This is a genomic window from Streptomyces sp. NPDC047081 (genome assembly GCF_040643775.1).
GTDB lineage: Bacteria > Actinomycetota > Actinomycetes > Streptomycetales > Streptomycetaceae > Streptomyces.
In genome coordinates, this window is record NZ_JBEYUY010000030.1 from 1 (window position 1) to 25,114 (window position 25,114).

Below are 25,114 nucleotides of genomic sequence, written 5' to 3' on the forward strand. Positions count from 1 at the left end.
CGCGGCCGGTTCCGGAACGGTCGGCTCCACCGCGCCCGTCGACGGCTCAGGACCCGCCGCCTGCAAGGCGGCCCCGGGCACGAGCACGCTCGGGGCCACCCCGGCGGCACGTTTCTGCTGAAGTGCTGTACGGCTCAGCTGTCCTCGTGGGAGGCGACCGCGCGGCGCGCGTCGGCGTCCAGCACGCCCCAGCTGATCAGCTGCTCGGTGAGGACCGAGGGGGACTGGTCGTAGATGACGGCGAGTGTGCGCAGGTCGTCCTGGCGGATCGACAGCACCTTGCCGTTGTAGTCACCGCGCTGCGACTGGATCGTCGCCGCATAGCGCTGCAGGGGGCCCGCCTTCTCGGCCGGCACGGTCGCCAGCCGCTCCAGGTCCAGGACCAGCTTCGGCGGCGGCTCGGCCGCGCCGCCCGGGGTGGTGCCCGGGAGGAGCTCCTGCACCGGGACCCCATAGAAATCCGCCAGCTCGGCGAGGCGCTGTACGGTCACGGCACGGTCGCCGCGCTCGTACGAACCGACCACGACCGCCTTCCAGCGTCCCTGGCTCTTCTCCTCGACACCGTGGAGGGAAAGGCCCTGCTGGGTGCGGATGGCCCGGAGCTTGGCCCCGAGCTGTTTGGCGTATTCGCTGGACATATAGCTCCCCGGACACTGTGTCGACGCGGCTGCAGAGGATCCGAGCCGCGCGTCTGGTAACTCACTGTGAGGTTACGCAGCGTGACTCTCGTGCGTCAAGCCGAATGGTCCACACCGACTCTTCCGTGGCAGCGGTGGCCGATTACGCCAGGGGGGTGATCAGGGGTGTCGCCCCGGCCTGCTAACGTTGATGGCGCAAATCCGACGTCCTTTAAGGTCCGTCCCGTGAGGCGGAGAAGGGGGTCCGTTTCGTATGGACAAGCAGGACACGTCCGGGATTCCGGCGTCCGATGCCCGGCCCGTGCTCGAAGGCCCGGACATCGCGCGGGTGTTGACCCGCATCGCCCACGAGATCGTCGAGCGCGCCAAGGGCGCCGACGACGTGGTGCTCCTCGGCATTCCGACCCGAGGCGTCTTCCTCGCCCAGCGGCTCGCCGCGAAGCTGGAGGAGATCACCGGCCGCAAGATTCCCTGCGGCTCCCTCGACATCACCATGTACCGCGACGACCTGCGCATGCACCCGCCGCGTGCGCTGGCCCGCACCGAGATCCCCGGTGACGGCATCGACGGCCGCCTCGTCGTCCTCGTCGACGACGTGCTCTTCTCCGGCCGCACCATCCGCGCCGCCCTGGACGCCCTGAACGACATCGGACGCCCGCGCGCGGTCCAGCTCGCGGTCCTCGTCGACAGAGGCCACCGCGAACTGCCCATCCGCGCCGACTACGTCGGCAAGAACCTCCCCACGTCGCTGCGGGAGACGGTCAAGGTCCTGCTCGCCGAGGAGGACGGTCGCGACACCGTCCTGCTCGGCGCGAAGCCGACCCAGTAGCAGGCCGAGGGGCTCGCGCCGCTTCGGCGTGCCCCGGCCTGTCCCGAATCTCCCATACGTGAACTGCCTTACGGAGCCTGACAGATGCAGCGTCATCTCATCTCGGCCGCCGACCTCACCCGCGACGACGCCGTCCTGATCCTCGACACCGCCGAGGAGATGGCCCGGGTCGCCGACCGGCCGATCAAGAAACTGCCGACCCTGCGCGGACGTACGATCGTCAACCTCTTCTTCGAGGACTCCACGCGCACGCGTATCTCCTTCGAGGCCGCCGAGAAGCGCCTCTCCGCGGACGTCATCAACTTCACCGCCAAGGGGTCGAGCGTCTCCAAGGGCGAGTCCCTGAAGGACACCGCGCAGACCCTGGAGGCCATGGGCGTCGACGCCGTGGTCATCCGGCACGGCGCCTCCGGTGCGCCGTACCGGCTCGCGAACTCCGGCTGGATCGACGCCGCCGTCATCAACGCCGGTGACGGCACCCACCAGCACCCCACTCAGGCCCTGCTGGACGCCTTCACCATGCGCCGCCGCCTGGTCGGCCGGGACGCCGGGATAGGGCAGGACCTTGCCGGCAGGCGCATCACGATCGTCGGCGACGTCCTGCACAGCCGGGTCGCCCGCTCCAACGTCGACCTGCTGCACACCCTGGGCGCCGAGGTCACCCTGGTCGCGCCGCCCACCCTGGTGCCCGTCGGCGTCGAGACCTGGCCGTGCGAGGTGTCGTACGACCTTGATTCCGTACTGCCCAAGTCCGATGCCGTGATGATGCTGCGCGTCCAGCGCGAGCGCATGAACGCGGCGTTCTTCCCGACCGAGCGCGAGTACTCGCGGCGCTACGGCCTCGACGGCGACCGCATGGCGCGGATGCCGGAGCACGCCATCGTGATGCACCCCGGGCCGATGGTCCGCGGCATGGAGATCACCGCCGAGGTCGCCGACTCCGACCGCTGCACCGTCGTCGAGCAGGTCGCAAACGGAGTCTCCATCCGGATGGCCGTCCTGTACCTGCTGCTCGGCGGCAACGAACCCGCCGTCAGCCACGCCCGCACCATCGAGGAGAAGTAAGAACCATGAGCAAGATCCTTATCCGTGGTGCGAAGGTGCTCGGCGGCGAGCCGCAGGACGTGCTGATCGACGGCGAGACCGTCGAGGCCGTCGGTACGGGGCTGTCCGCCGAAGGCGCCGAGGTCGTCGAGGCCGCAGGGAAGGTGCTGCTGCCGGGGCTCGTCGACCTGCACACCCACCTGCGCGAGCCCGGCCGTGAGGACTCCGAGACCGTCCTGACCGGCACGCGCGCGGCGGCGAGTGGTGGCTACACGGCTGTCTTCGCCATGGCCAATACTTTCCCGGTCGCCGACACCGCCGGTGTCGTCGAGCAGGTCTACCGGCTCGGGCAGGAGCACGGCTACTGCGACGTGCAGCCCATCGGCGCCGTCACCGTCGGCTTGGAGGGCAAGAAGCTCGCCGAGCTGGGCGCCATGCACGAGTCGGCCGCCGGTGTCACCGTCTTCTCCGACGACGGCAAGTGCGTCGACGACGCCGTGATCATGCGCCGGGCGCTGGAGTACGTGAAGGCCTTCGGCGGGGTCGTCGCCCAGCACGCGCAGGAGCCGCGGCTGACCGAGGGCGCCCAGATGAACGAGGGGATCGTCTCGGCCGAGCTGGGGCTCGGGGGCTGGCCCGCGGTGGCCGAAGAATCGATCATCGCCCGGGATGTCCTGCTCGCCGAGCACGTGGGTTCCAGGGTGCACATCTGCCACCTGTCGACGGCCGGCTCCGTCGAGATCGTGCGCTGGGCCAAGTCCCGCGGCATCGACGTCACCGCCGAGGTCACCCCGCACCACCTGCTCCTCACCGACGAGCTGGTCCGGACGTACAACCCCGTCTACAAGGTCAACCCGCCGCTGCGCACCGAGCGCGATGTCTTCGCCCTGCGCGAGGCGCTCGCCGACGGCACGATCGACATCGTCGCCACCGACCACGCCCCGCACCCGCACGAGGACAAGGACTGCGAGTGGGCCGCGGCCGCCATGGGGATGGTGGGCCTGGAGACCGCGTTGTCAGTGGTGCAGGAGACCATGGTGGACACCGGGCTCCTCACCTGGGCCGGGGTCGCCGAGCGCATGTCCTCCAAGCCCGCCGAGATCGGGCGGGCGAAGGGCCACGGGCGTCCCGTCTCGGCTGGTGAGCCCGCCAACCTCACGCTCGTCGACACGGCATACCGTGGGTCCGTGGACCCCGCGGGCTTCGCCTCGCGCAGCCGGAACACCCCGTACGAGGGGCGTGAGCTGCCGGGCCGTGTGACGCACACCTGGCTCCGGGGCAAGGCCACGCTCGTCGACGGGAAGCTCACGTGACACCTGTAATCCTGCTCGCGGCCGAGAAGAAGTCGGCCGAGGTCACCGACTGGGCCGCCCGCGTCGGCTGGCTGGTCGGCCTCGCCCTCTTCGTCGCGCTCGTCTACTGGCTGATGCGCGAGGGCTGGAAGTGGCGCGGCACGCTCCAGGGCGACCTTCCGGAGCTGCCCACCGCGCCGGAAGACCCCGGCCCGGCGAAACTGACCATGACCGGCCGCTACCACGGCTCCACCACCGCCGGTCAGTGGCTCGACCGCATCGTGGCGCGCGGCCTCGGCACCAGAAGCCGGGTCGAGCTCACGCTGACGGACGCGGGACTGGACGTCGTACGGCCCGGAGCGACGGACTTCTTCGTCCCGCGCGAGGCGCTGCGCGAGGCCCTGCTGGGCAAGGGCATCGCCGGCAAGGTCCTCACCGAGGGCGGGCTGCTGGTGGTGACCTGGGCGCACGGCGACAGGCTGATCGACTCGGGCTTCCGCTCGGACCACGCGGCCGAGCACCAGGAGTGGGTCGACGCGATCAACTCCATGATCAACAAGACGGAAACGGAAGGCGCACGATGACTACCTCCACAAGGGGAGCCTCAAGGACTCCCGCGGTGCTCGTCCTGGAGGACGGCCGGATCTTCCGCGGCCGTGCCTACGGGGCCGTGGGGGTGACCTTCGGCGAGGCGGTCTTCTCGACCGGCATGACTGGCTACCAGGAGACCCTGACCGACCCCTCGTACCACCGCCAGGTCGTCGTGATGACCGCCCCGCACGTCGGCAACACCGGCGTGAACGACGAGGACCCGGAGAGCAAGCGGATCTGGGTCGCCGGATACGTCGTCCGCGACCCCGCGCGCGTGCCGTCCAACTGGCGCTCCCGGCGCTCCCTCGACGAGGAGCTGCGCCATCAGGGCGTCGTCGGGATCTCGGGCATCGACACGCGCGCGTTGACACGCCATCTGCGCGAGCGCGGCGCCATGCGCGTCGGCATCTTCTCCGGCAACGCGCTGCCCGACGAGGGCACCATGCTCGCCGAGGTGCGCCAGGCCCCCGAGATGAAGGGCGCCGACCTCTCCGCGGAGGTCGCCACCAAGGAGGCCTACGTCGTCCCGGCGATCGGCGAGAAGAAGTTCACGGTCGCCGCCGTCGACCTCGGCATCAAGGGCATGACCCCGCACCGGATGGCCGAGCGCGGCATCGAGGTGCACGTGCTGCCCGCCACCGCGAGCGTCGAGGACGTGTACGCCGTCGACCCCGACGGCGTGTTCTTCTCCAACGGCCCCGGCGACCCCGCCACCGCCGACCACCCGGTCTCCGTGATGCAGGCGGTCCTGGAGCGCGGCACCCCGCTCTTCGGCATCTGCTTCGGCAACCAGATCCTGGGCCGTGCGCTGGGCTTCGGCACCTACAAGCTCAAGTACGGCCACCGGGGCATCAACCAGCCCGTGCAGGACCGTACGACCGGCAAGGTCGAGGTCACCGCGCACAACCACGGCTTCGCCGTCGACGCGCCGACCGACAAGGTCTCCGAGACCCCCTACGGCCCCGCCGAGGTCTCCCACGTCTGCCTGAACGACAACGTGGTCGAGGGACTCCAGCTCCTCGAGCGCCCCGCCTTCAGCGTCCAGTACCACCCCGAAGCGGCAGCCGGCCCGCACGACGCCGCCTACCTGTTCGACCGCTTCGTATCCCTGATGGAGGGCCAGCGTGCCTAAGCGCACCGATATCCAGTCCGTCCTGGTCATCGGCTCCGGTCCGATCGTCATCGGCCAGGCCGCCGAGTTCGACTACTCCGGCACCCAGGCGTGCCGGATCCTGCGCGCCGAAGGCCTGCGGGTCATCCTGGTCAACTCCAACCCGGCGACGATCATGACCGACCCGGAGATCGCCGACGCCACCTATGTCGAGCCGATCACCCCGGAGTTCGTCGAGAAGATCATCGCCAAGGAGCGCCCGGACGCCCTCCTGCCCACCCTGGGCGGCCAGACGGCCCTCAACACCGCCATCTCGCTGCACGAGGCGGGGACGCTGGAGAAGTACGGCGTCGAGCTGATCGGCGCCAACGTCGAGGCCATCAACAAGGGCGAGGACCGCGACCTCTTCAAGGAGGTCGTCGAGGAGGTCCGCAAGAAGATCGGGCACGGCGAGTCCGCCCGCTCGGTCATCTGCCACTCCATGGACGACGTCATCGCGGGCGTCGAGACGCTCGGCGGCTACCCGGTCGTCGTCCGCCCGTCCTTCACCATGGGCGGCGCCGGCTCCGGCTTCGCGCACGACGAGGAGGAGCTGCGCCGCATCGCCGGCCAGGGCCTCACGCTCTCGCCGACCACCGAGGTGCTCCTGGAGGAGTCCATCCTCGGCTGGAAGGAGTACGAGCTGGAGCTGATGCGCGACAAGCACGACAACGTCGTGGTCGTCTGCTCCATCGAGAACTTCGACCCCATGGGCGTGCACACCGGCGACTCGATCACCGTCGCCCCGGCGATGACGCTGACCGACCGCGAGTACCAGATCCTGCGCGACATCGGCATCGCCGTGATCCGCGAGGTCGGCGTCGACACCGGCGGCTGCAACATCCAGTTCGCGGTGAACCCCGAGGACGGTCGCGTGATCGTCATCGAGATGAACCCGCGCGTGTCGCGCTCCTCGGCCCTCGCCTCCAAGGCGACCGGCTTCCCGATCGCCAAGATCGCCGCCAAGCTCGCCGTCGGCTACACGCTCGACGAGATCCCGAACGACATCACGCAGGAGACCCCGGCCTCCTTCGAGCCGACGCTCGACTACGTGGTGGTCAAGGCCCCGCGCTTCGCGTTCGAGAAGTTCCCGCAGGCCGACTCCACGCTGACCACCACGATGAAGTCGGTCGGCGAGGCCATGGCCATCGGCCGCAACTTCACCGAGGCCTTCCAGAAGGCGCTGCGTTCGCTGGAGAAGAAGGGCAGCCAGTTCACCTTCGTGGGCGACCCCGGCGACAAGGCGCGGCTCCTCGAAGAGTCGGTCCGGCCGACCGACGGCCGCATCAACACCGTCATGCAGGCCATCCGCGCGGGCGCCACACCCGAGGAGGTCTTCGAGTACACGAAGATCGACCCCTGGTTCGTCGACCAGCTCTTCCTCATCAAGGAGATCGCCGACGAGCTCGCCGAGGCCGCCGAGCTGACGCCCGAACTGCTCGCCGAGGCCAAGCGGCACGGCTTCTCCGACCAGCAGATCGGCGAGATCCGCGGCCTGCGCGAGGACGTCGTCCGCGAGGTCCGGCACGCGCTGGGCGTGCGCCCGGTCTACAAGACGGTCGACACCTGCGCCGCCGAGTTCGCGGCCAGGACGCCGTACTTCTACTCCTCGTACGACGAGGAGACCGAGGTCGCGCCCCGCGAGAAGCCGGCCGTCATCATCCTGGGCTCCGGCCCCAACCGCATCGGCCAGGGCATCGAGTTCGACTACTCCTGCGTCCACGCCTCCTTCGCGCTCAGCGACGCCGGGTACGAGACGGTGATGGTCAACTGCAACCCGGAGACCGTCTCCACGGACTACGACACCTCCGACCGCCTGTACTTCGAGCCGCTGACGCTGGAAGACGTGCTGGAGATCGTCCACGCCGAGCAGCAGGCAGGCCCCGTGGCAGGCGTCGTCGTCCAGCTGGGCGGCCAGACCCCGCTAGGTCTGTCCCAGGCACTCAAGGACAACGGCGTGCCGATCGTGGGCACTTCCCCGGAGGCCATCCACGCCGCCGAGGACCGCGGCGCCTTCGGGCGCGTGCTCGCGGAGGCGGGCCTGCCGGCCCCCAAGCACGGCACCGCCACCACCTTCGCCGAGGCCAAGGCCATCGCCGACGAGATCGGCTACCCGGTCCTCGTGAGGCCGTCGTACGTCCTCGGCGGACGTGGCATGGAGATCGTGTACGACGAGACGCGCCTCGCGTCCTACATCGCCGAGTCGACCGAGATCAGCCCCTCCCGGCCGGTCCTCGTCGACCGGTTCCTGGACGACGCCATCGAGATCGACGTCGACGCCCTCTACGACGGCCAGGAGCTCTACCTCGGCGGCGTCATGGAGCACATCGAGGAGGCCGGCATCCACTCCGGCGACTCGGCGTGCGCGCTGCCGCCGATCACGCTGGGCGGCTTCGACATCAAGCGGCTGCGGGCGTCGACGGAGGCCATCGCCAAGGGTGTCGGCGTCCGCGGACTGATCAACATCCAGTTCGCGATGGCCGGCGACATCCTCTACGTCCTCGAAGCCAACCCGCGCGCGTCCCGCACCGTCCCCTTCACCTCGAAGGCGACCGCGGTGCCGCTCGCGAAGGCCGCCGCCCGGATCTCGCTGGGCGCGACCATCGCCGAACTGCGGGCGGAGGGGCTGCTTCCGGCCAACGGTGACGGCGGCGAGCTGCCGTTCGACGCGCCGATCTCCGTCAAGGAGGCGGTCATGCCGTGGTCGCGCTTCCGCGACATCCACGGCCGCGGTGTCGACACGGTCCTCGGCCCGGAGATGCGCTCCACCGGCGAGGTCATGGGCATCGACTCCGTCTTCGGCACGGCGTACGCCAAGTCGCAGGCGGGCGCGTACGGGCCGCTGCCCACCAAGGGACGGGCGTTCATCTCGGTCGCCAACCGGGACAAGCGCTCGATGATCTTCCCGGCGCGCGAGCTGGTCGCCCACGGCTTCGAGCTGCTCGCCACCTCCGGCACCGCCGAGGTCCTCAAGCGCAACGGCATGAACGCCACCATCGTGCGCAAGCAGTCCGAGGGCACCGGCCCGAACGGCGAGAAGACGATCGTCCAGCTGATCCACGACGGCGACGTAGACCTGATCGTCAACACCCCGTACGGCACGGGCGGCCGCCTCGACGGCTACGAGATCCGTACGGCGGCCGTGGCCCGGTCGGTCCCGTGCCTGACGACGGTCCAGGCGCTCGCCGCGGCCGTCCAGGGCATCGACGCCCTCAACCACGGTGACGTGGGCGTCCGTTCGCTCCAGGAACACGCGGAACACCTGACCGCGGCCCGCGACTAGCAGCCGACGAGGGGGACACCGGAAACGGTGTCCCCCTCTTCATGAGGCTTCATGAGGACAGCATGTACAAGATCTTCTTCAACCTCGTCTTCAAGCGCATGGACCCGGAGCAGGCCCACCATCTGGCCTTCCGCTGGATCCGCCTCGCCGTCCGCGTCCCCGGGCTGCGCACCTTCGTCGCCGCCGCGCTCGCGCCCCGCTACAAGGAGCTGCGCACCGAGGCCTTCGGGCTGCGCATGCACGGCCCCTTCGGGCTCGCCGCGGGCTTCGACAAGAACGCGGTCGCCATCGACGGCATGTCGATGCTCGGCTTCGACCACGTCGAGATCGGCACGGTGACGGGGGAGGCGCAGCCCGGCAACCCCAAGAAGCGGCTGTTCCGGCTCGTGAAGGACCGCGCGCTCATCAACCGCATGGGTTTCAACAACGAGGGCTCGCTGGCCGTCGCGGCCCGCCTGGCGTCTCGTACGCCCGTCTTCAGGACGGTCGTGGGCGTCAACATCGGGAAGACCAAGGTCGTACCGGAGGCCGAGGCCGTCGGCGACTACGTGAAGTCGACCGAGCGACTCGCCCCGTACGCCGACTACCTGGTCGTGAACGTGTCGTCGCCGAACACGCCCGGGCTGCGCAATCTGCAGGCCACCGAGGCGCTGCGGCCGCTGCTGACCGCCGTGCGCGAGGCCGCCGACCGGATCGTCGCGAACCGGCACGTCCCGCTCCTGGTGAAGATCGCGCCGGACCTCGCCGACGAGGACGTCGACGCCGTCGCCGACCTGGCCGTCGAGCTCGGCCTGGACGGGATCATCGCCACGAACACCACCATCGCGCGCGACGGGCTCGGTTTGAAATCCGAACCCTCGCTGGTGAAGGAGACGGGCGGCCTGTCCGGCGTCCCGCTGAAGGCGCGCTCCCTGGAGGTGCTGCGCCGCCTCTACGCGCGCGTGGGCGACCGCATCACCCTGGTGGGCGTCGGCGGCATCCAGGACGCCGAGGACGCCTGGCAGCGCATCCTCGCCGGTGCCACCCTCGTACAGGGCTACAGCGCGTTCGTCTACGAGGGGCCCTTCTGGGGCCGTGCCATCCACAAGGGGCTCGCCGCGCGCCTGCGCACCAGCCCGTACGCCACCCTCGCCGACGCGGTCGGCGCCGACGTGAGGAAGACGACCGTATGACCGAGTCCTTCGGCGCCCGGCTGCGCCGCTCCATGGACGAGCGTGGCCCGCTGTGCGTCGGCATCGACCCGCACGCCTCTCTGCTCACCGAGTGGGGCCTGAACGACGACGTGGCCGGTCTGGAGCGGTTCAGCCGTACCGTCGTCGAGGCGATGGCCGACCGGGTCGCCGTCCTCAAGCCGCAGAGCGCCTTCTTCGAGCGCTTCGGCTCGCGTGGCATCGCCGTCCTGGAGAGGTCGGTCGCCGAGGCGCGGGCGGCCGGTGCGCTGGTCGTCATGGACGCCAAGCGCGGCGACATCGGCTCCACCATGGCCGGGTACGCCGAGGCCTTCCTGCACAAGGACGCGCCGCTGTTCTCGGACGCGCTGACCGTCTCGCCGTATCTCGGGTACGGGTCGCTCTCGCCGGCGGTCGCGCTGGCCCGGGAGAGCGGCACGGGCCTGTTCGTGCTCGCGCTGACCTCCAACCCGGAGGGCGGCGAGGTGCAGCACGCGGTGCGGGCGGACGGCCGGAACGTCGGGGCGACGATCCTGGGCCACCTGGCCGCCGAGAACGAGGGCGAGGCGCCCCTGGGCTCCTTCGGGGCCGTCGTCGGCGCCACACTGGGCGACCTGTCCTCCTACGAGCTGGACATCAACGGTCCGCTCCTGGCCCCCGGTGTGGGCGCCCAGGGTGCTACGCCGGCCGACCTTCCCCGGGTCTTCGGAGCCGCCGCGCGCAATGTCGTCCCGAACGTCAGCCGCGGAGTACTGCGGCACGGGCCGGACGTCGGCGCGCTGCGGGCCGCGGCGGACCGGTTCGCGGAGGAGATCCGGGACGCGCTCGCGGCCGTATGACCCCTTCTGCGTTGTGGCGCCGCCGTGACGGTCGTAGATGAGGCGCGACGATCGAAGAATGTTGGTGGAAGTTTTGCGCGGCGACCGTATGAGGCTTTCCCGACGGTCGTCGCGGGCGTTCGAGCTGGTCGACGGAGTCCTCCGATGAGTGCTTCGGGGCCCACTTGAGTCTGAATACATCCTCAAATCCGGGGCATTATGTCCTAAATGTCCGTCCTGGCGGAGGCTGACCAGGACTTTTCCGCTGTTCTCGCTGACTCTGGCGGAGTTGGCCGCTAGTCTCCGAGCAGAGTGAACGGGCAAGCGTGTTGCTCGTGGCTCCCCAGGTGTGGGGCGACTAGGTTCCTCACCGGTCCGTATCCGACAGTTCGACATCCGAGGTGACGTAGGCGTGGCTCTTCCGCCCCTTACCCCTGAACAGCGCGCAGCCGCGCTCGAAAAGGCCGCCGCGGCTCGCCGGGAGCGGGCCGAGGTCAAGAATCGACTCAAGCACTCCGGCGCCTCCCTGCACGAGGTCATCAAGCAGGGCCAGGAGAACGACGTCATCGGCAAGATGAAGGTCTCCGCGCTGCTCGAGTCCCTGCCGGGCGTGGGCAAGGTCCGCGCCAAGCAGATCATGGAGCGACTCGGCATCTCCGAGAGCCGCCGTGTTCGCGGTCTCGGCTCCAACCAGATCGCTTCCCTGGAGCGTGAGTTCGGCAGCACCGGTTCCTGAGTCCGGATCCACCGGACCGGGAGTCCCGGGCACCCCGGGATTGCTGGAATAATCGCTGCATGAGTGAACGTCCGCGGCTGACCGTGCTCTCCGGCCCCTCCGGGGTCGGCAAGAGCACGGTCGTCGCCCATATGCGCAAGGAACACCCCGAGGTCTGGCTCTCGGTGTCGGCGACGACCCGCAAGCCCCGCCCCGGCGAGAAGCATGGAGTCCACTACTTCTTCGTCAGCGACGAGGAGATGGACAAGCTGATCGCCAACGGCGAACTGCTGGAGTGGGCCGAGTTCGCCGGCAACCGTTACGGCACGCCGCGCGCGGCCGTGCTGGACCGCCTGGAGGCGGGTGAGCCGGTGCTCCTGGAGATCGACCTCCAGGGCGCCCGGCAGGTCCGCGAGTCCATGGCGGACGCCCAGCTGGTGTTCCTGGCTCCACCCTCCTGGGAGGAGCTGGTGCGCAGGCTCACCGGGCGGGGGACCGAGCCGCCCGAGGTGATCGAGCGCCGCCTGGACGCGGCGCGGATCGAGCTGGCGGCGGAGCCGGAGTTCGACGTGACCTTGGTCAACACCTCCGTCGAGGACGTGGCGCGCGAGCTGCTAGCCTTGATGGACGTAGTGTGATCACGATCTGTGATCATGACGATCTTTTCCCATCCATCGGAAGGTAGAGCGTGTCCTCTTCCATCTCCGCGCCCGAGGGCATCATCAACCCGCCGATCGACGAGCTCCTCGAGGCCACCGACTCGAAGTACAGCCTCGTGATCTACGCGGCGAAGCGTGCCCGGCAGATCAACGCGTACTACTCGCAGCTCGGCGAGGGCCTCCTCGAGTACGTCGGTCCGCTCGTCGACACCCACGTGCACGAGAAGCCGCTCTCGATCGCCCTGCGCGAGATCAACGCGGGTCTGCTGACGTCCGAGGCCGTCGAGGGCCCGGCGCAGTAACTCTCCGGCGCAGTAGTACTTTCGTATTGCAGTTGGCTTTTCCACAGGCCCGACAGCGCGACTGTCGGGCCTGTGGTGTGTGATGGGACCTGTACGTTGCCGAGCCGGGGAGAGACGGTGGACAAGCCCAAGGTCGTGCTGGGGGTCAGCGGTGGCATCGCCGCGTACAAGGCCTGTGAGCTGCTCAGAAGGTTCACCGAGTCGGGTCATGACGTCCGCGTCGTCCCCACCGCGTCCGCGCTGCACTTCGTCGGCGCCGCCACCTGGTCCGCCCTCTCCGGCAACCCGGTCTCCACGGAGGTCTGGGACGACGTCCACGAGGTCCCGCACGTCCGCATCGGGCAGCACGCCGACCTCGTCGTGGTCACCCCGGCCACCGCCGACGTCCTCGCGAAGGCCGCCCACGGCCTGGCCGACGACCTGCTCACCAACACGCTCCTCACCGCCCGCTGTCCGGTCGTCTTCGCGCCCGCGATGCACACGGAGATGTGGGAACACCCGGCGACGCAGGAGAACGTGGCGACGCTACGGCGACGCGGTGCCCTCGTCATCGAGCCCGCCGTCGGCCGCCTCACCGGCGTCGACACCGGCAAGGGCCGGCTGCCGGACCCGGCGGAGATCTACGCCGTCTGCCGGCGCGTGCTGGACCGGGGTGTCACCGAGCCCGACCTCGAGGGCCGGCACGTCGTCGTCAGTGCCGGCGGTACCCGCGAGCCCCTCGACCCCGTGCGCTTCCTCGGCAACCGCTCCTCCGGCAAGCAGGGTTACGCCCTCGCCCGCACCGCCGCCGCGCGCGGCGCCCGGGTCACGCTGATCGCCGCCAACACCGGGCTGCCTGACCCGGCGGGCGTGGACGTCGTCCAGGTCGGCACGGCCGTACAACTGCGTGAGGCGGTGCTGAAGGCGGCGCCCGAGGCGGACGCGATCGTCATGGCGGCCGCGGTAGCCGACTTCCGGCCCGCGCAGTACGCGGTCGGGAAGATCAAGAAGAAGGACGACAAGGACCCCGACCCCATCGTCCTCGTGCGGAATCCGGACATCCTCGCGGAGATCTCCGCGGACCGCGCCCGCCCCGGACAGGTGATCGTCGGCTTCGCCGCGGAGACCGACGACGTGCTCGCCAACGGGCGCGCCAAGCTGACACGCAAGGGGTGCGATCTGCTGGTGGTGAACGAGGTGGGGGAGCGCAAGACCTTCGGCTCCGAGGAGAACGAGGCGGTGGTGCTCGGCGCCGACGGCAGCGAGACCCCGGTGTCGCACGGACCCAAGGAACATCTGGCCGAAACCGTCTGGGACCTGGTGGCGCGGCGCCTCGGCTGAATGTTTCATTCGCTTCTCGGTCCTCTCAAACCTCTGCGACAGAGGTGTGGCGACCCTGGTCAAGCCCGCCCGGGATTGGGCAGAATGCCCGTGCCGCAGGTCACGGCCCTCCCGAGAGGCGAGACAGGGGGGCGGTTGGCCGAGTGCGACCGATAAACTGTTCTCGGACGATGCCGGGCGCAGCCCCCGAGCCCGTCCGCCAATGATCAGCCAGCAGCCGCTGCAACCCCAGGGAGCGTTGTGTCCCGTCGCCTGTTCACCTCGGAGTCCGTGACCGAGGGTCACCCCGACAAGATCGCTGACCAGATCAGCGACACCATTCTCGACGCGCTTCTGCGCGAGGACCCGACCTCCCGGGTCGCCGTCGAGACGCTCATCACCACCGGTCTGGTGCACGTCGCCGGTGAGGTCACCACCAAGACCTACGCGGACATCGCGACCCTCGTCCGCAACAAGATCCTCGAGATCGGCTACGACTCCTCGAAGAAGGGCTTCGACGGCGCCTCCTGCGGTGTCTCGGTGTCCATCGGCGCGCAGTCCCCGGACATCGCGCAGGGTGTCGACACGGCGTACGAGTCCCGGGTCGAGGGCGATGAGGACGAGCTGGACAAGCAGGGCGCGGGAGACCAGGGCCTGATGTTCGGTTACGCGACCGACGAGACGCCGACCCTGATGCCGCTGCCGATCTTCCTGGCGCACCGCCTGTCGAAGCGCCTCTCGGAGGTCCGCAAGAACGGCACCATCCCCTACCTGCGCCCCGACGGCAAGACGCAGGTCACCATCGAGTACGACGGCGACAAGGCCGTACGCCTGGACACCGTGGTCGTCTCCTCGCAGCACGCCTCGGACATCGACCTGGAGTCGCTGCTCGCCCCCGACATCCGCGAGTTCGTCGTGGAGCCGGAGCTGAAGGCGCTCCTGGACGAGGGCATCAAGCTCGACACGGAGAACTACCGCCTCCTGGTCAACCCGACCGGCCGCTTCGAGATCGGCGGCCCGATGGGCGACGCCGGCCTCACCGGCCGCAAGATCATCATCGACACGTACGGCGGCATGGCCCGTCACGGCGGCGGCGCCTTCTCCGGCAAGGACCCGTCCAAGGTCGACCGCTCCGCCGCGTACGCGATGCGCTGGGTCGCGAAGAACGTCGTCGCCGCGGGCCTCGCCTCCCGCTGCGAGGTCCAGGTCGCGTACGCCATCGGCAAGGCCGAGCCCGTCGGTCTCTTCGTCGAGACCTTCGGCACGGCCAAGGTCGACGCCGAGAAGATCGAGAAGGCCATCGACGAGGTCTTCGACCTCCGCCCGGCCGCGATCATCCGCGACCTCGACCTGCTCCGCCCGATCTACGCCCAGACGGCGGCGTACGGCCACTTCGGCCGCGAGCTCCCCGAGTTCACCTGGGAGAAGACGGACCGCGTGGAGGCGCTGCGGAAGGCTGTGGGTCTGTAAGGCCTGAGGATTGAAGCGAGGCCCGGTTCCCTTCGGGGGGCCGGGCCTCGGCGTGTCCCGGTGTCAGTGCCGTTTGGTAAGAATGCAAGGGTGAGCAGCGAGGACGGACAGGCCGGTGGCGGGGCGGAAGGCGCGTCGGTCGAGCAGCTTGCGCTCATTCGGGAGACCGTGCGCAAGGCCGAGGTGCCGCGGGCCAAGCCGCGGACCTGGCGGGGGGCCGCGCTTGCCAAGGAGTTGCCGGTCGCGCGGGTGCTGGTGGACAAGGGGGTGCTGCATCTTGATCGGTACTTCGATTACGCCGTGCCCGAAGAGCTTGATGCCGATGCGCAGCCCGGGGTGCGGGTTCGGGTGCGGTTCGGGGCCGGGCGGCATCGGGTGCGGGACGGGCGGCGTGAGGGCGGGGGGCTGATCGACGGGTTTCTCGTCGAGCGGCTCGCCGAGTCCGACTACTCCGGGCCGTTGGCCGCGCTCGCCCAGGTCGTCTCGCCCGAGCGGGTGTTGAGCGAGGAGTTGCTCGGGCTCGCGCGGGCCGTCGCCGATCGGTATGCGGGGAGCCTCGCCGATGTGCTGCAGCTCGCCGTGCCGCCGCGCAGTGCGCGGGCCGAGCGGCGGGCTTCGGGCGAGCCCTTGCCGCCGCCCGGGGCGCCGGAGGCGGGTTCGTGGGGGCGGTATGAGCGGGGCGGTGCGTTTCTGGAGGCGCTGGCAGCGGGAGCGGCGCCCCGTGCCGTGTGGAACGCGCTGCCCGGGCCCGAGTGGAGTGACGAGCTCGCGCGGGCCGTGGTGGCCACGCTGGCTTTCGGGCGGGGCGCTCTTGTCGTCGTACCCGACGGGCGGGCCGTTGCCCGGGTCGATGCCGCGCTGACCTCCTTGCTGGGGGAAGGGCGGCATGCCGTGCTCACCGCCGATGCCGGGCCCGAGAAGCGGTACCGGGAGTGGCTGGCCGTGCGGCGGGGAGCCGTGCGGGCCGTTGTCGGGACCCGGGCCGCCATGTTCGCGCCCGTCCAGGATCTCGGGCTCGTCGCCATCTGGGACGACGGGGACGACAGTCACAGCGAGCAGCACGCGCCGCAGCCGCATGCGCGTGAGGTGTTGTTGTTGCGGGCCGCGCAGGACAAGTGCGCCTTTCTGCTGGGGAGTTGGAGCTGCACCGTGGAGGCGGCCCAGCTCGTCGAGAGCGGGTGGGCGCGGCCGCTCGTCGCCGGGCGGGAGCAGGTGCGGGCCGCGGCGCCGCTGGTGCGGACCGTGGGGGACACGGACCTCGCCCGGGACGAGGCCGCCCGGGCCGCGCGGCTGCCGACGCTGGCCTGGCAGGTGGTGCGGGAGGGGCTCAGGCACGGGCCCGTGCTCGTCCAGGTGCCGCGCCGGGGGTACGTACCCCGGATGGCCTGCGCCAACTGCCGTGCGCCCGCGCGCTGTCGGCACTGCGCGGGGCCGCTGGAGGCGCAGGAGTCGGGGGCCGCGGGGCTGCGGTGCGGGTGGTGTGCGCGGGAGGAGACGGGCTGGCACTGCCCGGAGTGCGGCGGCTTCCGGCTGCGGGCCCAGGTCGTGGGGGCGCGGCGGACCGCCGAGGAACTCGGGCGGGCGTTCCCCGCCGTGCCGGTGCGGACCTCGGGGCGTGAGCATGTGCTGGACACCGTGCCGGGCGCGCCCGCGCTGGTCGTGAGCACGCCGGGGGCCGAGCCGGTCGCCGAGGGCGGGTACGCGGCCGCGCTGCTGCTCGACGGCTGGGCGATGCTCGGCCGGCCGGATCTCCGCGCCGGCGAGGACGCGCTGCGGCGGTGGATGGCGGCCGCCGCGCTGGTACGGCCGCAGAGTGCCGGCGGCACGGTCGTCGCCCTCGCCGAACCGACGCTGCGGCCCGTGCAGGCGCTGGTGCGGTGGGATCCCGTCGGCCATGCGGTGCGGGAGCTGGGCGAGCGCGCCGGGCTGGGATTTCCGCCGGTGTCGCGGATGGCGGCCGTGTCGGGGACGGCGGAGGCGGTGACCGAGTTCCTGCGTACGGCCGAACTGCCGCGGGAGGCCGAGGTGTTGGGGCCCGTGCCGCTGCCGGTCACCGGCGCGGGGCGGCCCCGGCGCGTGGGGGCACCGCCACCCGGGGAGCACTGGGAGCGGGCGCTGGTACGGGTGCCACCGGGGAGCGGGGCCGCGCTCGCCGCCGCGTTGAAGGCGGCGCAGGCGGCGCGGATGGCGCGTGGGACTGCGGAGGCGGGGGTTCGGGTGCGGATCGATCCGCCGGACATCGGGTGAGCCCCGGGAGGGGGAGAGACGCCTCCGGGCATCGGGTGAGTCGGGGCGCCTTCGGGCGGATACGGATCTGCCCTCCCGGAGACGTGCCGGGAGGGCAGGAGGTGGAGGTGGGTCAGCCGTTGCGGGGGCCGGGGAAAGCCGTTGGTCTGGCCTCGTCGCGGAGGACGGGGCTGCCCGCCGTCGGCTGGGTCGGCATCGAGCGGGCCGCGGGGACCGTCGGCACCGCGGGGAGGCCCGTGTTCACGCTGACCGTCCGGCTGCCCGACGGCTCGGTGGTCCGCTCGGCCTCCGCTGCCGCCTGCGCGGCCGCGCGACGGGCGCCGTAACGGCGGTGCACCGCCTGCTTGGTGACCCCGAGCGCGGAACCCACCGCGTCCCACGAGAAGCCGAGGGAACGGTCGAAGTCGACCGCCGCCGTCACCAGGGTCTCGACACTGTCCCGCAGCTCTTGGGCGAGACGGACCGTCGGGGCGGGGGCGCGTCCGTAGACGACGAAGCCTGTGGACGGGCCGGAGCGGCGCGGGCGGTAGACGTTGCCCAACTGGGCGGTGAGCGTGCGCAGTGCGTCCACCTGCCGGCGGACCCGCTCGATGTCGCGCACCAGCAAGTGCAGGCTGGCCCGAGCCTGGGCGTCGTGGGTTGCGTGGTCGGCCATGAACAAGCCTCTCGAACCGGCGTATGAAGAAAAGGATCGGGCCGCGGTGATGCGGCCCGTTGTGGTCAACTCTTTCTTGACCAACGCGGGAGCGCTCCGCGGGTCACGCAGTGGGGGCGTGTCGGCATATGCGTGCGCCCCGGGGGGGTGGGGGTGTACGCCTCGGCCTTCGGCCATCGGGCTATGTCTCCCACCCACGCACCACCCGTTTCCAGTTGGCCGAGAAGTCAGGGTCTGCCGTGGGGGTGCCTCGCCATCGGCGGCTTTCCGCTCGCGGGCGGCGGGGCACGTCGCAGCCGTCGTCATAGACTGGGGCGCTGCCCGTCATCAACCTCCCCGAGAGGCCCGTACGCACCCATGAAGCTTGTCTTCGCCGGGACCCCCGAGGTCGCCGTTCCCGCTCTGGACGCTCTCATCGCCTCGGGGCGGCACGAGGTGGCCGCCGTCGTCACGCGGCCCGACGCGCCGGCGGGGCGCGGACGCAGGCTGGTCGCGTCGCCCGTGGCGCAGCGGGCGGAGGAGGCCGGGATCGAGGTGCTGAAGCCGGTCAAGCCGCGGGATCCGGAGTTCCTGGAGCGGCTGCGGGAGATCGCGCCGGACTGCTGTCCCGTGGTCGCGTACGGGGCGCTGCTGCCCCGGGTCGCTCTCGACGTCCCCGCGCATGGGTGGGTCAACCTGCACTTCTCGCTGCTGCCCGCCTGGCGCGGGGCCGCGCCCGTGCAGCACTCCATCATGGCGGGGGACCAGATCACGGGCGCGTCGACCTTCCTCATCGAGGAGGGGCTCGACTCCGGTCCCGTCTACGGGACGGTCACCGAGGAGATCCGGCCCACCGACACCAGCGGCGATCTGCTCACCCGGCTCGCCTTCGCCGGCGCCGGGCTGCTCGCCGCGACCATGGACGGGATCGCCGACGGCTCGCTGAAGGCCGTACCGCAGCCAAGTGACGGCATCACGCTCGCCCCGAAGATCACCGTCGAGGACGCCCGGGTCGACTGGGGCGCCCCGGCGCTGCGGGTCGACCGGGTGGTGCGCGGCTGTACCCCGGCGCCCGGTGCCTGGACCACGTTCCGCGGGGAGCGGCTCAAGCTCATCCAGGTCACCCCGGTGCCGGAGCGGACCGATCTCGAGCCCGGCCGGATCGCCGTCGGGAAGAACAGCGTCCATGTCGGCACCGGCTCGTACGCCGTCGAGCTGCTCTGGGTACAGGCCCAGGGCAAGAAGCCGATGAAGGCCGCGGACTGGGCGCGCGGGGTGCGGATCGGCGACGCGGAGACCCTCGGCGGGTAGCGGGGGAGGGGGCAGGCGGGCCGGTCGGACGTAGGCTTGGTCGCGTATCCCCCGCGTGACGCACGTGTGTGCCGCGCGTGACTCACCGATGTACCGGAGCACCTTTTTCGTGAGCGACACCTCCCGTCGGCCAAGCAAGCCCGGCAAGCCCTACCGGCGGCCCAAGAAGGACCCCGTCCGCATCCTCGCCTTCGAGGCGTTGCGGGCCGTGGACGAGCGGGACGCGTACGCCAACCTCGTGCTGCCGCCGCTGCTGCGGAAGGCGCGTGAGAAGGGCGACTTCGACGCGCGGGACGCGGCGCTCGCGACCGAGCTGGTGTACGGGACGCTGCGGCGGCAGGGGACGTACGACGCCGTCATCGCCGCTTGTGTGGACCGGCCGTTGAGGGAAGTCGATCCGCCGGTGCTGGACGTGCTCAGCCTCGGGGTGCATCAGCTGCTCGGGACCCGGATCCCGACGCACGCCGCCGTGTCGGCCTCCGTCGAGCTGGCGCGGGTCGTGCTGGGGGACGGGCGGGCCAAGTTCGTCAACGCCGTGCTGCGCAAGGTCGCGCAGGACGATCTCGACGGCTGGATCGCCAAGGTCGCACCGCCCTACGAGGACGACCCCGAGGACCATCTCGCCGTCGTGCACTCGCATCCGCGCTGGGTCGTCTCCGCGCTGTGGGACTCGCTCGGCGGCGGCCGGGCCGGCATCGAGGAACTGCTCGCCGCCGACAACGAACGGCCCGAGGTGACCCTCGTGGCGCGTCCCGGACGGGCCACCACCGAGGAACTGCTCTCCACCGAGGCCGCGGTGCCGGGACGCTGGTCGCCGTATGCCGTGCGGCTGACCGAGGGCGGGGAGCCCGGGGCCATCGACGCCGTGCGGGACGGACGGGCCGGCGTCCAGGACGAGGGCAGCCAGCTCGTCGCGCTCGCGTTGGCCAACGCTCCGCTCGACGGGCCGGACGGGAAGTGGCTCGACGGGTGCGCCGGGCCCGGCGGCAAGGCCGCGCTGCTGGCCGCGCTCGCCGCGGAGCGCGGGGCCGTGCTGCTCGCCTCCGAGAAGCAGCCGCACCGGGCCGGCCTCGTCGCGAAGGCGCTCGCCGGGAACCCCGGGCCCTACCAGGTCATCGCCGCCGACGGGACCAAGCCGCCGTGGCGGCCCGGCTCCTTCGACCGCGTGCTGATGGACGTGCCGTGCACCGGACTCGGCGCGCTGCGCCGGCGGCCCGAGGCGCGCTGGCGGCGCCGGCCCGAGGACCTGGAAGGGTTCGCTCCGCTCCAGCGCGGCCTGCTGCTGAGCGCGCTGGACGCCGTACGGGTCGGCGGTGTCGTCGGCTACGCCACCTGCTCGCCCCACCTCGCCGAGACCAGGGCCGTCGTCGAGGACGTGCTCAAGCAGCGCCCCGACGCCGACATCCTCGACGCCCGCCCGCTGCTGCCCGGCGTGCCGGACCTCGGCGACGGTCCCGACGTACAGCTGTGGCCGCACAGGCACGGGACCGACGCCATGTACCTGGCCCTCATTCGGAGGACTGGCTGACCTTCGGGCCGACCGACTCGGGCGGGCGGGCCGCCCCGTCCTCGTGCGCCAGTCGGTGCGGCCACCACACCTTCTTCCCCACGTCGAGGAAGAGGGCGGTGACCAGCACGGACCGTACGACGAACGTGTCGAGCAGGACGCCGAGGGCGACCGCGAAGCCGATCTCCGCGAAGCCCACCATGGGGAGTGTCCCCAGGGCGGCGAACGTGCCCGCGAGGACCAGGCCGGCCGAGGTGATCACCGCGCCGGTCGCGGCCAGGCCCGTGACCACGCCGGGCCGGGTGCCCTGGCGGATGGCCTCCTCGCGGATGCGGGTGGTCAGGAAGATGTTGTAGTCGATGCCCAGCGCGACCAGGAACACGAAGACGAACAGCGGGAAGGCCACGTCCTCGCCCGCGTAGTCGAAGACGTACCGGAAGGCCAGGGCGCTCAGGCCCAGTGCCGTGGCCAGGGACAGTATGACCGTCCCGATCAGCAGCAGCGGGGCCACCAGGGCGCGCAGCAGTATGCCGAGCACCAGCAGGACGACGGCCAGCACCAGGGGGATGACCAGGTAGTTGTCGTGGGTCTGGGCGTTCTCCATGTCCAGCAGGGCGGCCGTGCCGCCGCCCACCCGGGCGTCGGCGCCGGGCACGGCGTGCACCGCGTCGCGGACCCGCTCCACGGTCGTCTTGGCCGCGTCGCTGTCGGCCGGGGCGCGCATGGTCGCCTCGAACAGCACCTGCCCGTCGTGCTCGGGCGCGGTGCCGGGCGGTACGCCGATGCTCCGCGGGACGACCCCGCGGTCCGCGGCGACGGCCCGGCCCACCTGCTCGGCCTGCGCCTTGTTGGAGACGATGACGAGCGGATCGCCGGTGCCCGCCGGGAAGTAGCGTGCGGAGACCTTCTGGCCGGTGATCGAGTCCGGGGTGTTGGTGAAGGCGTCCGCGTTGGCGATTCCCGCGGCGCGCAGCTGGAACAGGCCGAGAGACAGTGCGATGAGGACCGCCGCCGTAATGCTCCAGACCATGCGTGGACGGTGGGCGATGGCGCGGCCCATGCGGGCCCAGACGCCGCGCTCGGTGGGATCGGCCGAGCCGAAATGCGGGATCGCCGGCCAGAAGATCCAGCGGCCGAAGATCAGCAGCAGGGCAGGGAAGAGGGTGAGCATGGCCAGCAGCGCGATCGTGACGCCGATGGCCGCGACCGGGCCCAGGCCCCGCGTCGAGTTCATCTCGGCCACCAGCAGGACCAGCATGCTCAGTACGACGGTCGCGCCGGAGGCGAGGACGGCGGGGCCCGCGCGGTTCATGGCGAGCTCCATCGCCTCGTGCCGGTCGGTGTGGCGGCGCAGCTCTTCCCGGTAGCGGGCCACCAGCAGCAGCGCGTAGTCGGTGCCCGCGCCGAAGACGAGCACCGTCAGGATGCCCGCGCTCTGGCCGTTGACGGTCAGACCGGCGTGTTTCGCGAGCAGATAGATCAGCGCCTGCGCCGTGAACAGGGCCGCCACCACCCCGATCAGCGGCACGAACAGCAGGGTCGGACTGCGGAACGTGAGCAGCAGCATCACGATCACGACGGCCATCGCGGAGAACAGCAGCGTCGAGTCGATCCCCTCGAAGGCCTTGGAGAAGTCCGCGGAAGTGCCTCCCGGCCCGGTGATGTGCACGGCGAGCCCGTCACCGCCCTTGCCGACCTGGTCGCGAATGGAGTCGACCGCGGGTGCGATGCGCTGCCAGCCCTGGGCGTCCATGGTGATCGGCACGTAGATCTGCGCGGCGCGCGGCGCAGGCTGCCGGTCGAAGACCGGGCCCCGGGTCTCCGCGCCGCGGATGCCGTGGTCGTCCAGGGCCTTGAGCTGCCGGGCGTCCTCGGCGATCTGCCGCCGGTCCTGGACGGTCAGTCCGCCCTCGCGCGCGTAGACGACGACCGCGGGGATCTGCTCGGGCCTGAAGCCCTCCGAGGCGTTCAGCACCTGGGTGGACTCGGCGGAACCGGGCAGCCAGGACTGGGCGTCGTTGTCCTGGGCGGAGTTGAGCTTCGACCCGAAGGGAAGCGAGATCCCCAGGATCACCACCCACAGGAGTACGATCAGCCACTTCGAGCGTCGTCCGCACACGAACCTGACGGCGCTCCGCTTCCAGACGTCCAGCTGCCTCATGGCGACCCCCGTGGGCGTACGTGGTGCCGATCGGCGGCCCAGCATGGCACGGAGGGTTCCGGAGCAACATCCGATGAACGGCTTAGGTCTGGACCGGCGCGAACAAACGTGCCCGGACATGGCAGGCTTGGGTCATGGCCGTGCAGATCAACCCCAGCATCCTGTCCGCCGACTTCGCCCGCCTCGCGGACGAGGCGAAGGCGGTCGAAGGAGCCGACTGGCTCCACGTCGACGTCATGGACAACCATTTCGTCCCGAACCTCACGCTCGGAGTGCCGGTCGTAGAGTCCCTGGCCCGTGCGACGGACACCCCGCTGGACTGCCATCTGATGATCGAGGCCCCCGATCGGTGGGCGCCCCAGTACGTCGAGGCGGGGGCCGGATCCGTCACCTTCCATGTCGAGGCGGCCACCGCCCCGGTGCGGCTCGCCCGGGAGATCCGGGCCAAGGGTGCCCGCGCCTCCATGGGCCTGCGGCCCGCGACGCCCATCGAGCCGTACGAGGACCTGCTCCCCGAGCTCGACATGCTCCTGATCATGACGGTGGAGCCGGGCTTCGGTGGGCAGGCGTTCCTCGACATCATGCTCCCGAAGATTCGCCGCACCCGCGAGTTGATCAGCAAGCACGGACTCGAACTCTGGCTCCAGGTGGACGGCGGGGTCTCGGCCGAGACGATCGAGCGCTGCGCGGACGCCGGCGCGGACGTCTTCGTGGCCGGTTCGGCGGTCTACGGAGCCTCCGACCCGGCCGAAGCGGTACGTGCACTACGCACCCGGGCTGAATCGACGACCGCCAAGGCGTCGTGGGCATGCGACCACTGAGCCACAGGTCGGTGAACAGCTTTCTGAACGCCGCCCATCAGGGCGGATCAAGTACGCCGGATCTGCAAGGATGAACGGCGAATCCAGAGTGTGAACAGCAGTGAGGAGATCGCCGTGTCGGGTATGTCGGCGGGCCGGTCAGCAGTGCGGATGGGACCCGCTGAGCTGGTGCAGGCGGCGGCCATGGCCCGCCGCTTCTACCTCGAGGGCAAGTCCAAGATCCAGATCGCGGAGGAGTTCGGCGTCAGCCGCTTCAAGGTGGCCCGGGTGCTGGAAACCGCTCTCGAACGGGATCTCGTACGTATCGAGATCCGCGTCCCGGCCGAGCTGGACGCCGAGCGCTCGGACGCGCTGCGCGCCCGGTACGGCCTCAGGCACGCCGTCGTCGTCGAGTCCCCGGCGGAGGCCGAGGACTCGCCCGACCCCGAGAACCTCGGAGAGGTGGCCGCCGACCTGCTCGGCGAGCTCGTGAACGAGGGTGATGTGCTCGGCCTTGCCTGGGGCCGCTCCACCATCCACATGGCCGCGGCCCTGGACAAGCTGCCGCCGTGCACGGTGGTGCAGCTGACGGGCGTCTACGACGCCGGGACCGCCGAGCGCGGCTCCGTCGAGGCCGTCCGCCGCGCCGCCCAGGTGTCCGGCGGCGACGCCCACCCCATCTACGCGCCGATGCTGCTGCCGGACGCGGCCACCGCCGCCGCGCTGCGCAACCAGACCGGGATCGCGCGGGCCTTCGAGTACTTCGACAAGGTCACCGTCGCCTGTGTCTCCATCGGCTCCTGGGAGGCGGGCATCTCGACGGTGCACGACATGCTCAGCGACGAGGAGCGCGCCCACTACGCGTCCCTCGGGGTCGCCGCGGAGATGTCCGCGCACCTCTTCAACAGCGAGGGCCGCCGGGTCGGGCGGGACCTCGGCGAGCGGTGCATCACCGTCAAGGCCGACCAGCTGCGCCGTATCCCCGAAGTCGTCGCGATCGCGGGCGGGGCGCGCAAGGCTGCCGCGATCGACGCCGTGCTGCGCTCCGGTCTGGTCACCAGCCTGGTGACCGACACCTCGGCCGCGGACGTGCTGATGACGTCGGGTCCGACGCCGAAGCCGGCCCTCAACAGGAACGACCCGGACGGGCCCTGACAGCAGGTCGGGCGCGGGCGGCCGTGGCAGCATCGGCGGC

21 protein-coding genes are annotated in these 25,114 nt (G+C 71.0%); 18 read left to right on the forward strand and 3 right to left on the reverse strand.

All coding sequences use genetic code 11. The features are described from left to right. Positions 1-134: 134 nt before the first annotated feature. Positions 135-638, reverse strand: a complete 504-nt coding sequence (bldD, locus tag ABZ848_RS39480; protein WP_242774960.1) for a transcriptional regulator BldD — start codon at positions 636-638, stop codon at positions 135-137. A gap of 253 nt (positions 639-891) precedes the next feature. Between bldD and pyrR the strand changes: the two genes are divergently transcribed. The 14 genes from pyrR to ABZ848_RS39550 all read left to right on the forward strand — a co-directional run bounded on the left by pyrR (position 892) and on the right by ABZ848_RS39550 (position 17,506). Beyond that, the gene (gene pyrR / locus ABZ848_RS39485; RefSeq protein ID WP_242774962.1) at positions 892-1,467 is read left to right on the forward strand and encodes a bifunctional pyr operon transcriptional regulator/uracil phosphoribosyltransferase PyrR; all 576 of its coding nucleotides are present in this window, start codon (positions 892-894) and stop codon (positions 1,465-1,467) included. Between the two features lie 84 nt (positions 1,468-1,551). After that, a complete protein-coding gene (locus ABZ848_RS39490; RefSeq protein ID WP_360839865.1) occupies positions 1,552-2,532 on the forward strand; it encodes an aspartate carbamoyltransferase catalytic subunit in 981 nt (326 codons plus the stop codon). 5 nt (positions 2,533-2,537) lie between these two features. Next, complete coding sequence (locus ABZ848_RS39495) at positions 2,538-3,824, forward strand: dihydroorotase (protein WP_360839868.1); 1,287 nt, start codon at positions 2,538-2,540, stop codon at positions 3,822-3,824. Further along, positions 3,821-4,387, forward strand: a complete 567-nt coding sequence (locus ABZ848_RS39500; protein ID WP_360839870.1) for a hypothetical protein — start codon at positions 3,821-3,823, stop codon at positions 4,385-4,387. Before ABZ848_RS39495 ends, ABZ848_RS39500 begins: the two co-directional genes overlap by 4 nt. Further along, entirely contained in the window at positions 4,384-5,526 is a 1,143-nt protein-coding gene (gene carA / locus ABZ848_RS39505) for a glutamine-hydrolyzing carbamoyl-phosphate synthase small subunit (RefSeq protein WP_360839872.1), read from the forward strand. Before ABZ848_RS39500 ends, carA begins: the two co-directional genes overlap by 4 nt. Next, positions 5,519-8,827, forward strand: coding sequence for a carbamoyl-phosphate synthase large subunit (gene carB, locus ABZ848_RS39510; RefSeq protein ID WP_360839874.1), 3,309 nt, complete (start codon positions 5,519-5,521; stop codon positions 8,825-8,827). Before carA ends, carB begins: the two co-directional genes overlap by 8 nt. 62 nt (positions 8,828-8,889) lie before the next feature. After that, positions 8,890-9,999 (forward strand): quinone-dependent dihydroorotate dehydrogenase, encoded by a 1,110-nt coding sequence (locus ABZ848_RS39515; RefSeq protein ID WP_360839876.1) that lies wholly within the window; start codon positions 8,890-8,892, stop codon positions 9,997-9,999. Then, positions 9,996-10,835 carry an orotidine-5'-phosphate decarboxylase gene (pyrF, locus tag ABZ848_RS39520; protein ID WP_360839878.1) on the forward strand — a complete coding sequence of 280 codons (840 nt, stop codon included), beginning with the start codon at positions 9,996-9,998 and terminating at the stop codon, positions 10,833-10,835. Before ABZ848_RS39515 ends, pyrF begins: the two co-directional genes overlap by 4 nt. A 391-nt stretch (positions 10,836-11,226) precedes the next feature. Further along, positions 11,227-11,550 (forward strand): integration host factor, encoded by a 324-nt coding sequence (locus tag ABZ848_RS39525; protein ID WP_003977346.1) that lies wholly within the window; start codon positions 11,227-11,229, stop codon positions 11,548-11,550. Positions 11,551-11,609: 59 nt separating this feature from the next. Continuing rightward, positions 11,610-12,167 (forward strand): guanylate kinase, encoded by a 558-nt coding sequence (gene gmk / locus ABZ848_RS39530; protein ID WP_360839880.1) that lies wholly within the window; start codon positions 11,610-11,612, stop codon positions 12,165-12,167. Between the two features lie 50 nt (positions 12,168-12,217). Next, the gene (rpoZ, locus tag ABZ848_RS39535; RefSeq protein WP_003988945.1) at positions 12,218-12,490 is read left to right on the forward strand and encodes a DNA-directed RNA polymerase subunit omega; all 273 of its coding nucleotides are present in this window, start codon (positions 12,218-12,220) and stop codon (positions 12,488-12,490) included. 117 nt (positions 12,491-12,607) lie between these two features. Next, the gene (coaBC, locus tag ABZ848_RS39540) at positions 12,608-13,810 is read left to right on the forward strand and encodes a bifunctional phosphopantothenoylcysteine decarboxylase/phosphopantothenate--cysteine ligase CoaBC (protein ID WP_360839881.1); all 1,203 of its coding nucleotides are present in this window, start codon (positions 12,608-12,610) and stop codon (positions 13,808-13,810) included. 240 nt (positions 13,811-14,050) lie between these two features. After that, the gene (gene metK / locus ABZ848_RS39545; RefSeq protein ID WP_360839883.1) at positions 14,051-15,259 is read left to right on the forward strand and encodes a methionine adenosyltransferase; all 1,209 of its coding nucleotides are present in this window, start codon (positions 14,051-14,053) and stop codon (positions 15,257-15,259) included. Positions 15,260-15,349: 90 nt separating this feature from the next. Continuing rightward, on the forward strand, positions 15,350-17,506 hold the full coding sequence (locus ABZ848_RS39550; protein ID WP_360839885.1) for a primosomal protein N': 2,157 nt from the start codon (positions 15,350-15,352) through the stop codon (positions 17,504-17,506). A gap of 112 nt (positions 17,507-17,618) precedes the next feature. On the opposite strand, the gene ABZ848_RS39555 is transcribed toward ABZ848_RS39550, so the two are convergent. Then, the gene (locus ABZ848_RS39555; RefSeq protein WP_360839887.1) at positions 17,619-18,161 is read right to left on the reverse strand and encodes a hypothetical protein; all 543 of its coding nucleotides are present in this window, start codon (positions 18,159-18,161) and stop codon (positions 17,619-17,621) included. A 357-nt stretch (positions 18,162-18,518) separates the two neighbouring features. On the opposite strand from ABZ848_RS39555, the gene fmt reads away from it, so the two are divergent. After that, a complete protein-coding gene (gene fmt, locus ABZ848_RS39560) occupies positions 18,519-19,451 on the forward strand; it encodes a methionyl-tRNA formyltransferase (RefSeq protein WP_360839888.1) in 933 nt (310 codons plus the stop codon). Between the two features lie 109 nt (positions 19,452-19,560). Continuing rightward, entirely contained in the window at positions 19,561-20,979 is a 1,419-nt protein-coding gene (locus ABZ848_RS39565) for a transcription antitermination factor NusB (protein ID WP_360839890.1), read from the forward strand. Here ABZ848_RS39565 and ABZ848_RS39570 read toward each other — a convergent pair. Beyond that, the gene (locus tag ABZ848_RS39570) at positions 20,960-23,119 is read right to left on the reverse strand and encodes an MMPL family transporter (protein ID WP_360839891.1); all 2,160 of its coding nucleotides are present in this window, start codon (positions 23,117-23,119) and stop codon (positions 20,960-20,962) included. The two genes, ABZ848_RS39565 and ABZ848_RS39570, sit on opposite strands and share 20 nt — an antisense overlap. 134 nt (positions 23,120-23,253) lie before the next feature. Here ABZ848_RS39570 and rpe point away from each other — a divergent pair, with 134 nt between their 5' ends. Next, on the forward strand, positions 23,254-23,940 hold the full coding sequence (rpe, locus tag ABZ848_RS39575; protein WP_360839892.1) for a ribulose-phosphate 3-epimerase: 687 nt from the start codon (positions 23,254-23,256) through the stop codon (positions 23,938-23,940). A gap of 90 nt (positions 23,941-24,030) precedes the next feature. Next, entirely contained in the window at positions 24,031-25,074 is a 1,044-nt protein-coding gene (locus ABZ848_RS39580; protein WP_360839894.1) for a sugar-binding domain-containing protein, read from the forward strand. Positions 25,075-25,114 lie beyond the last annotated feature (40 nt).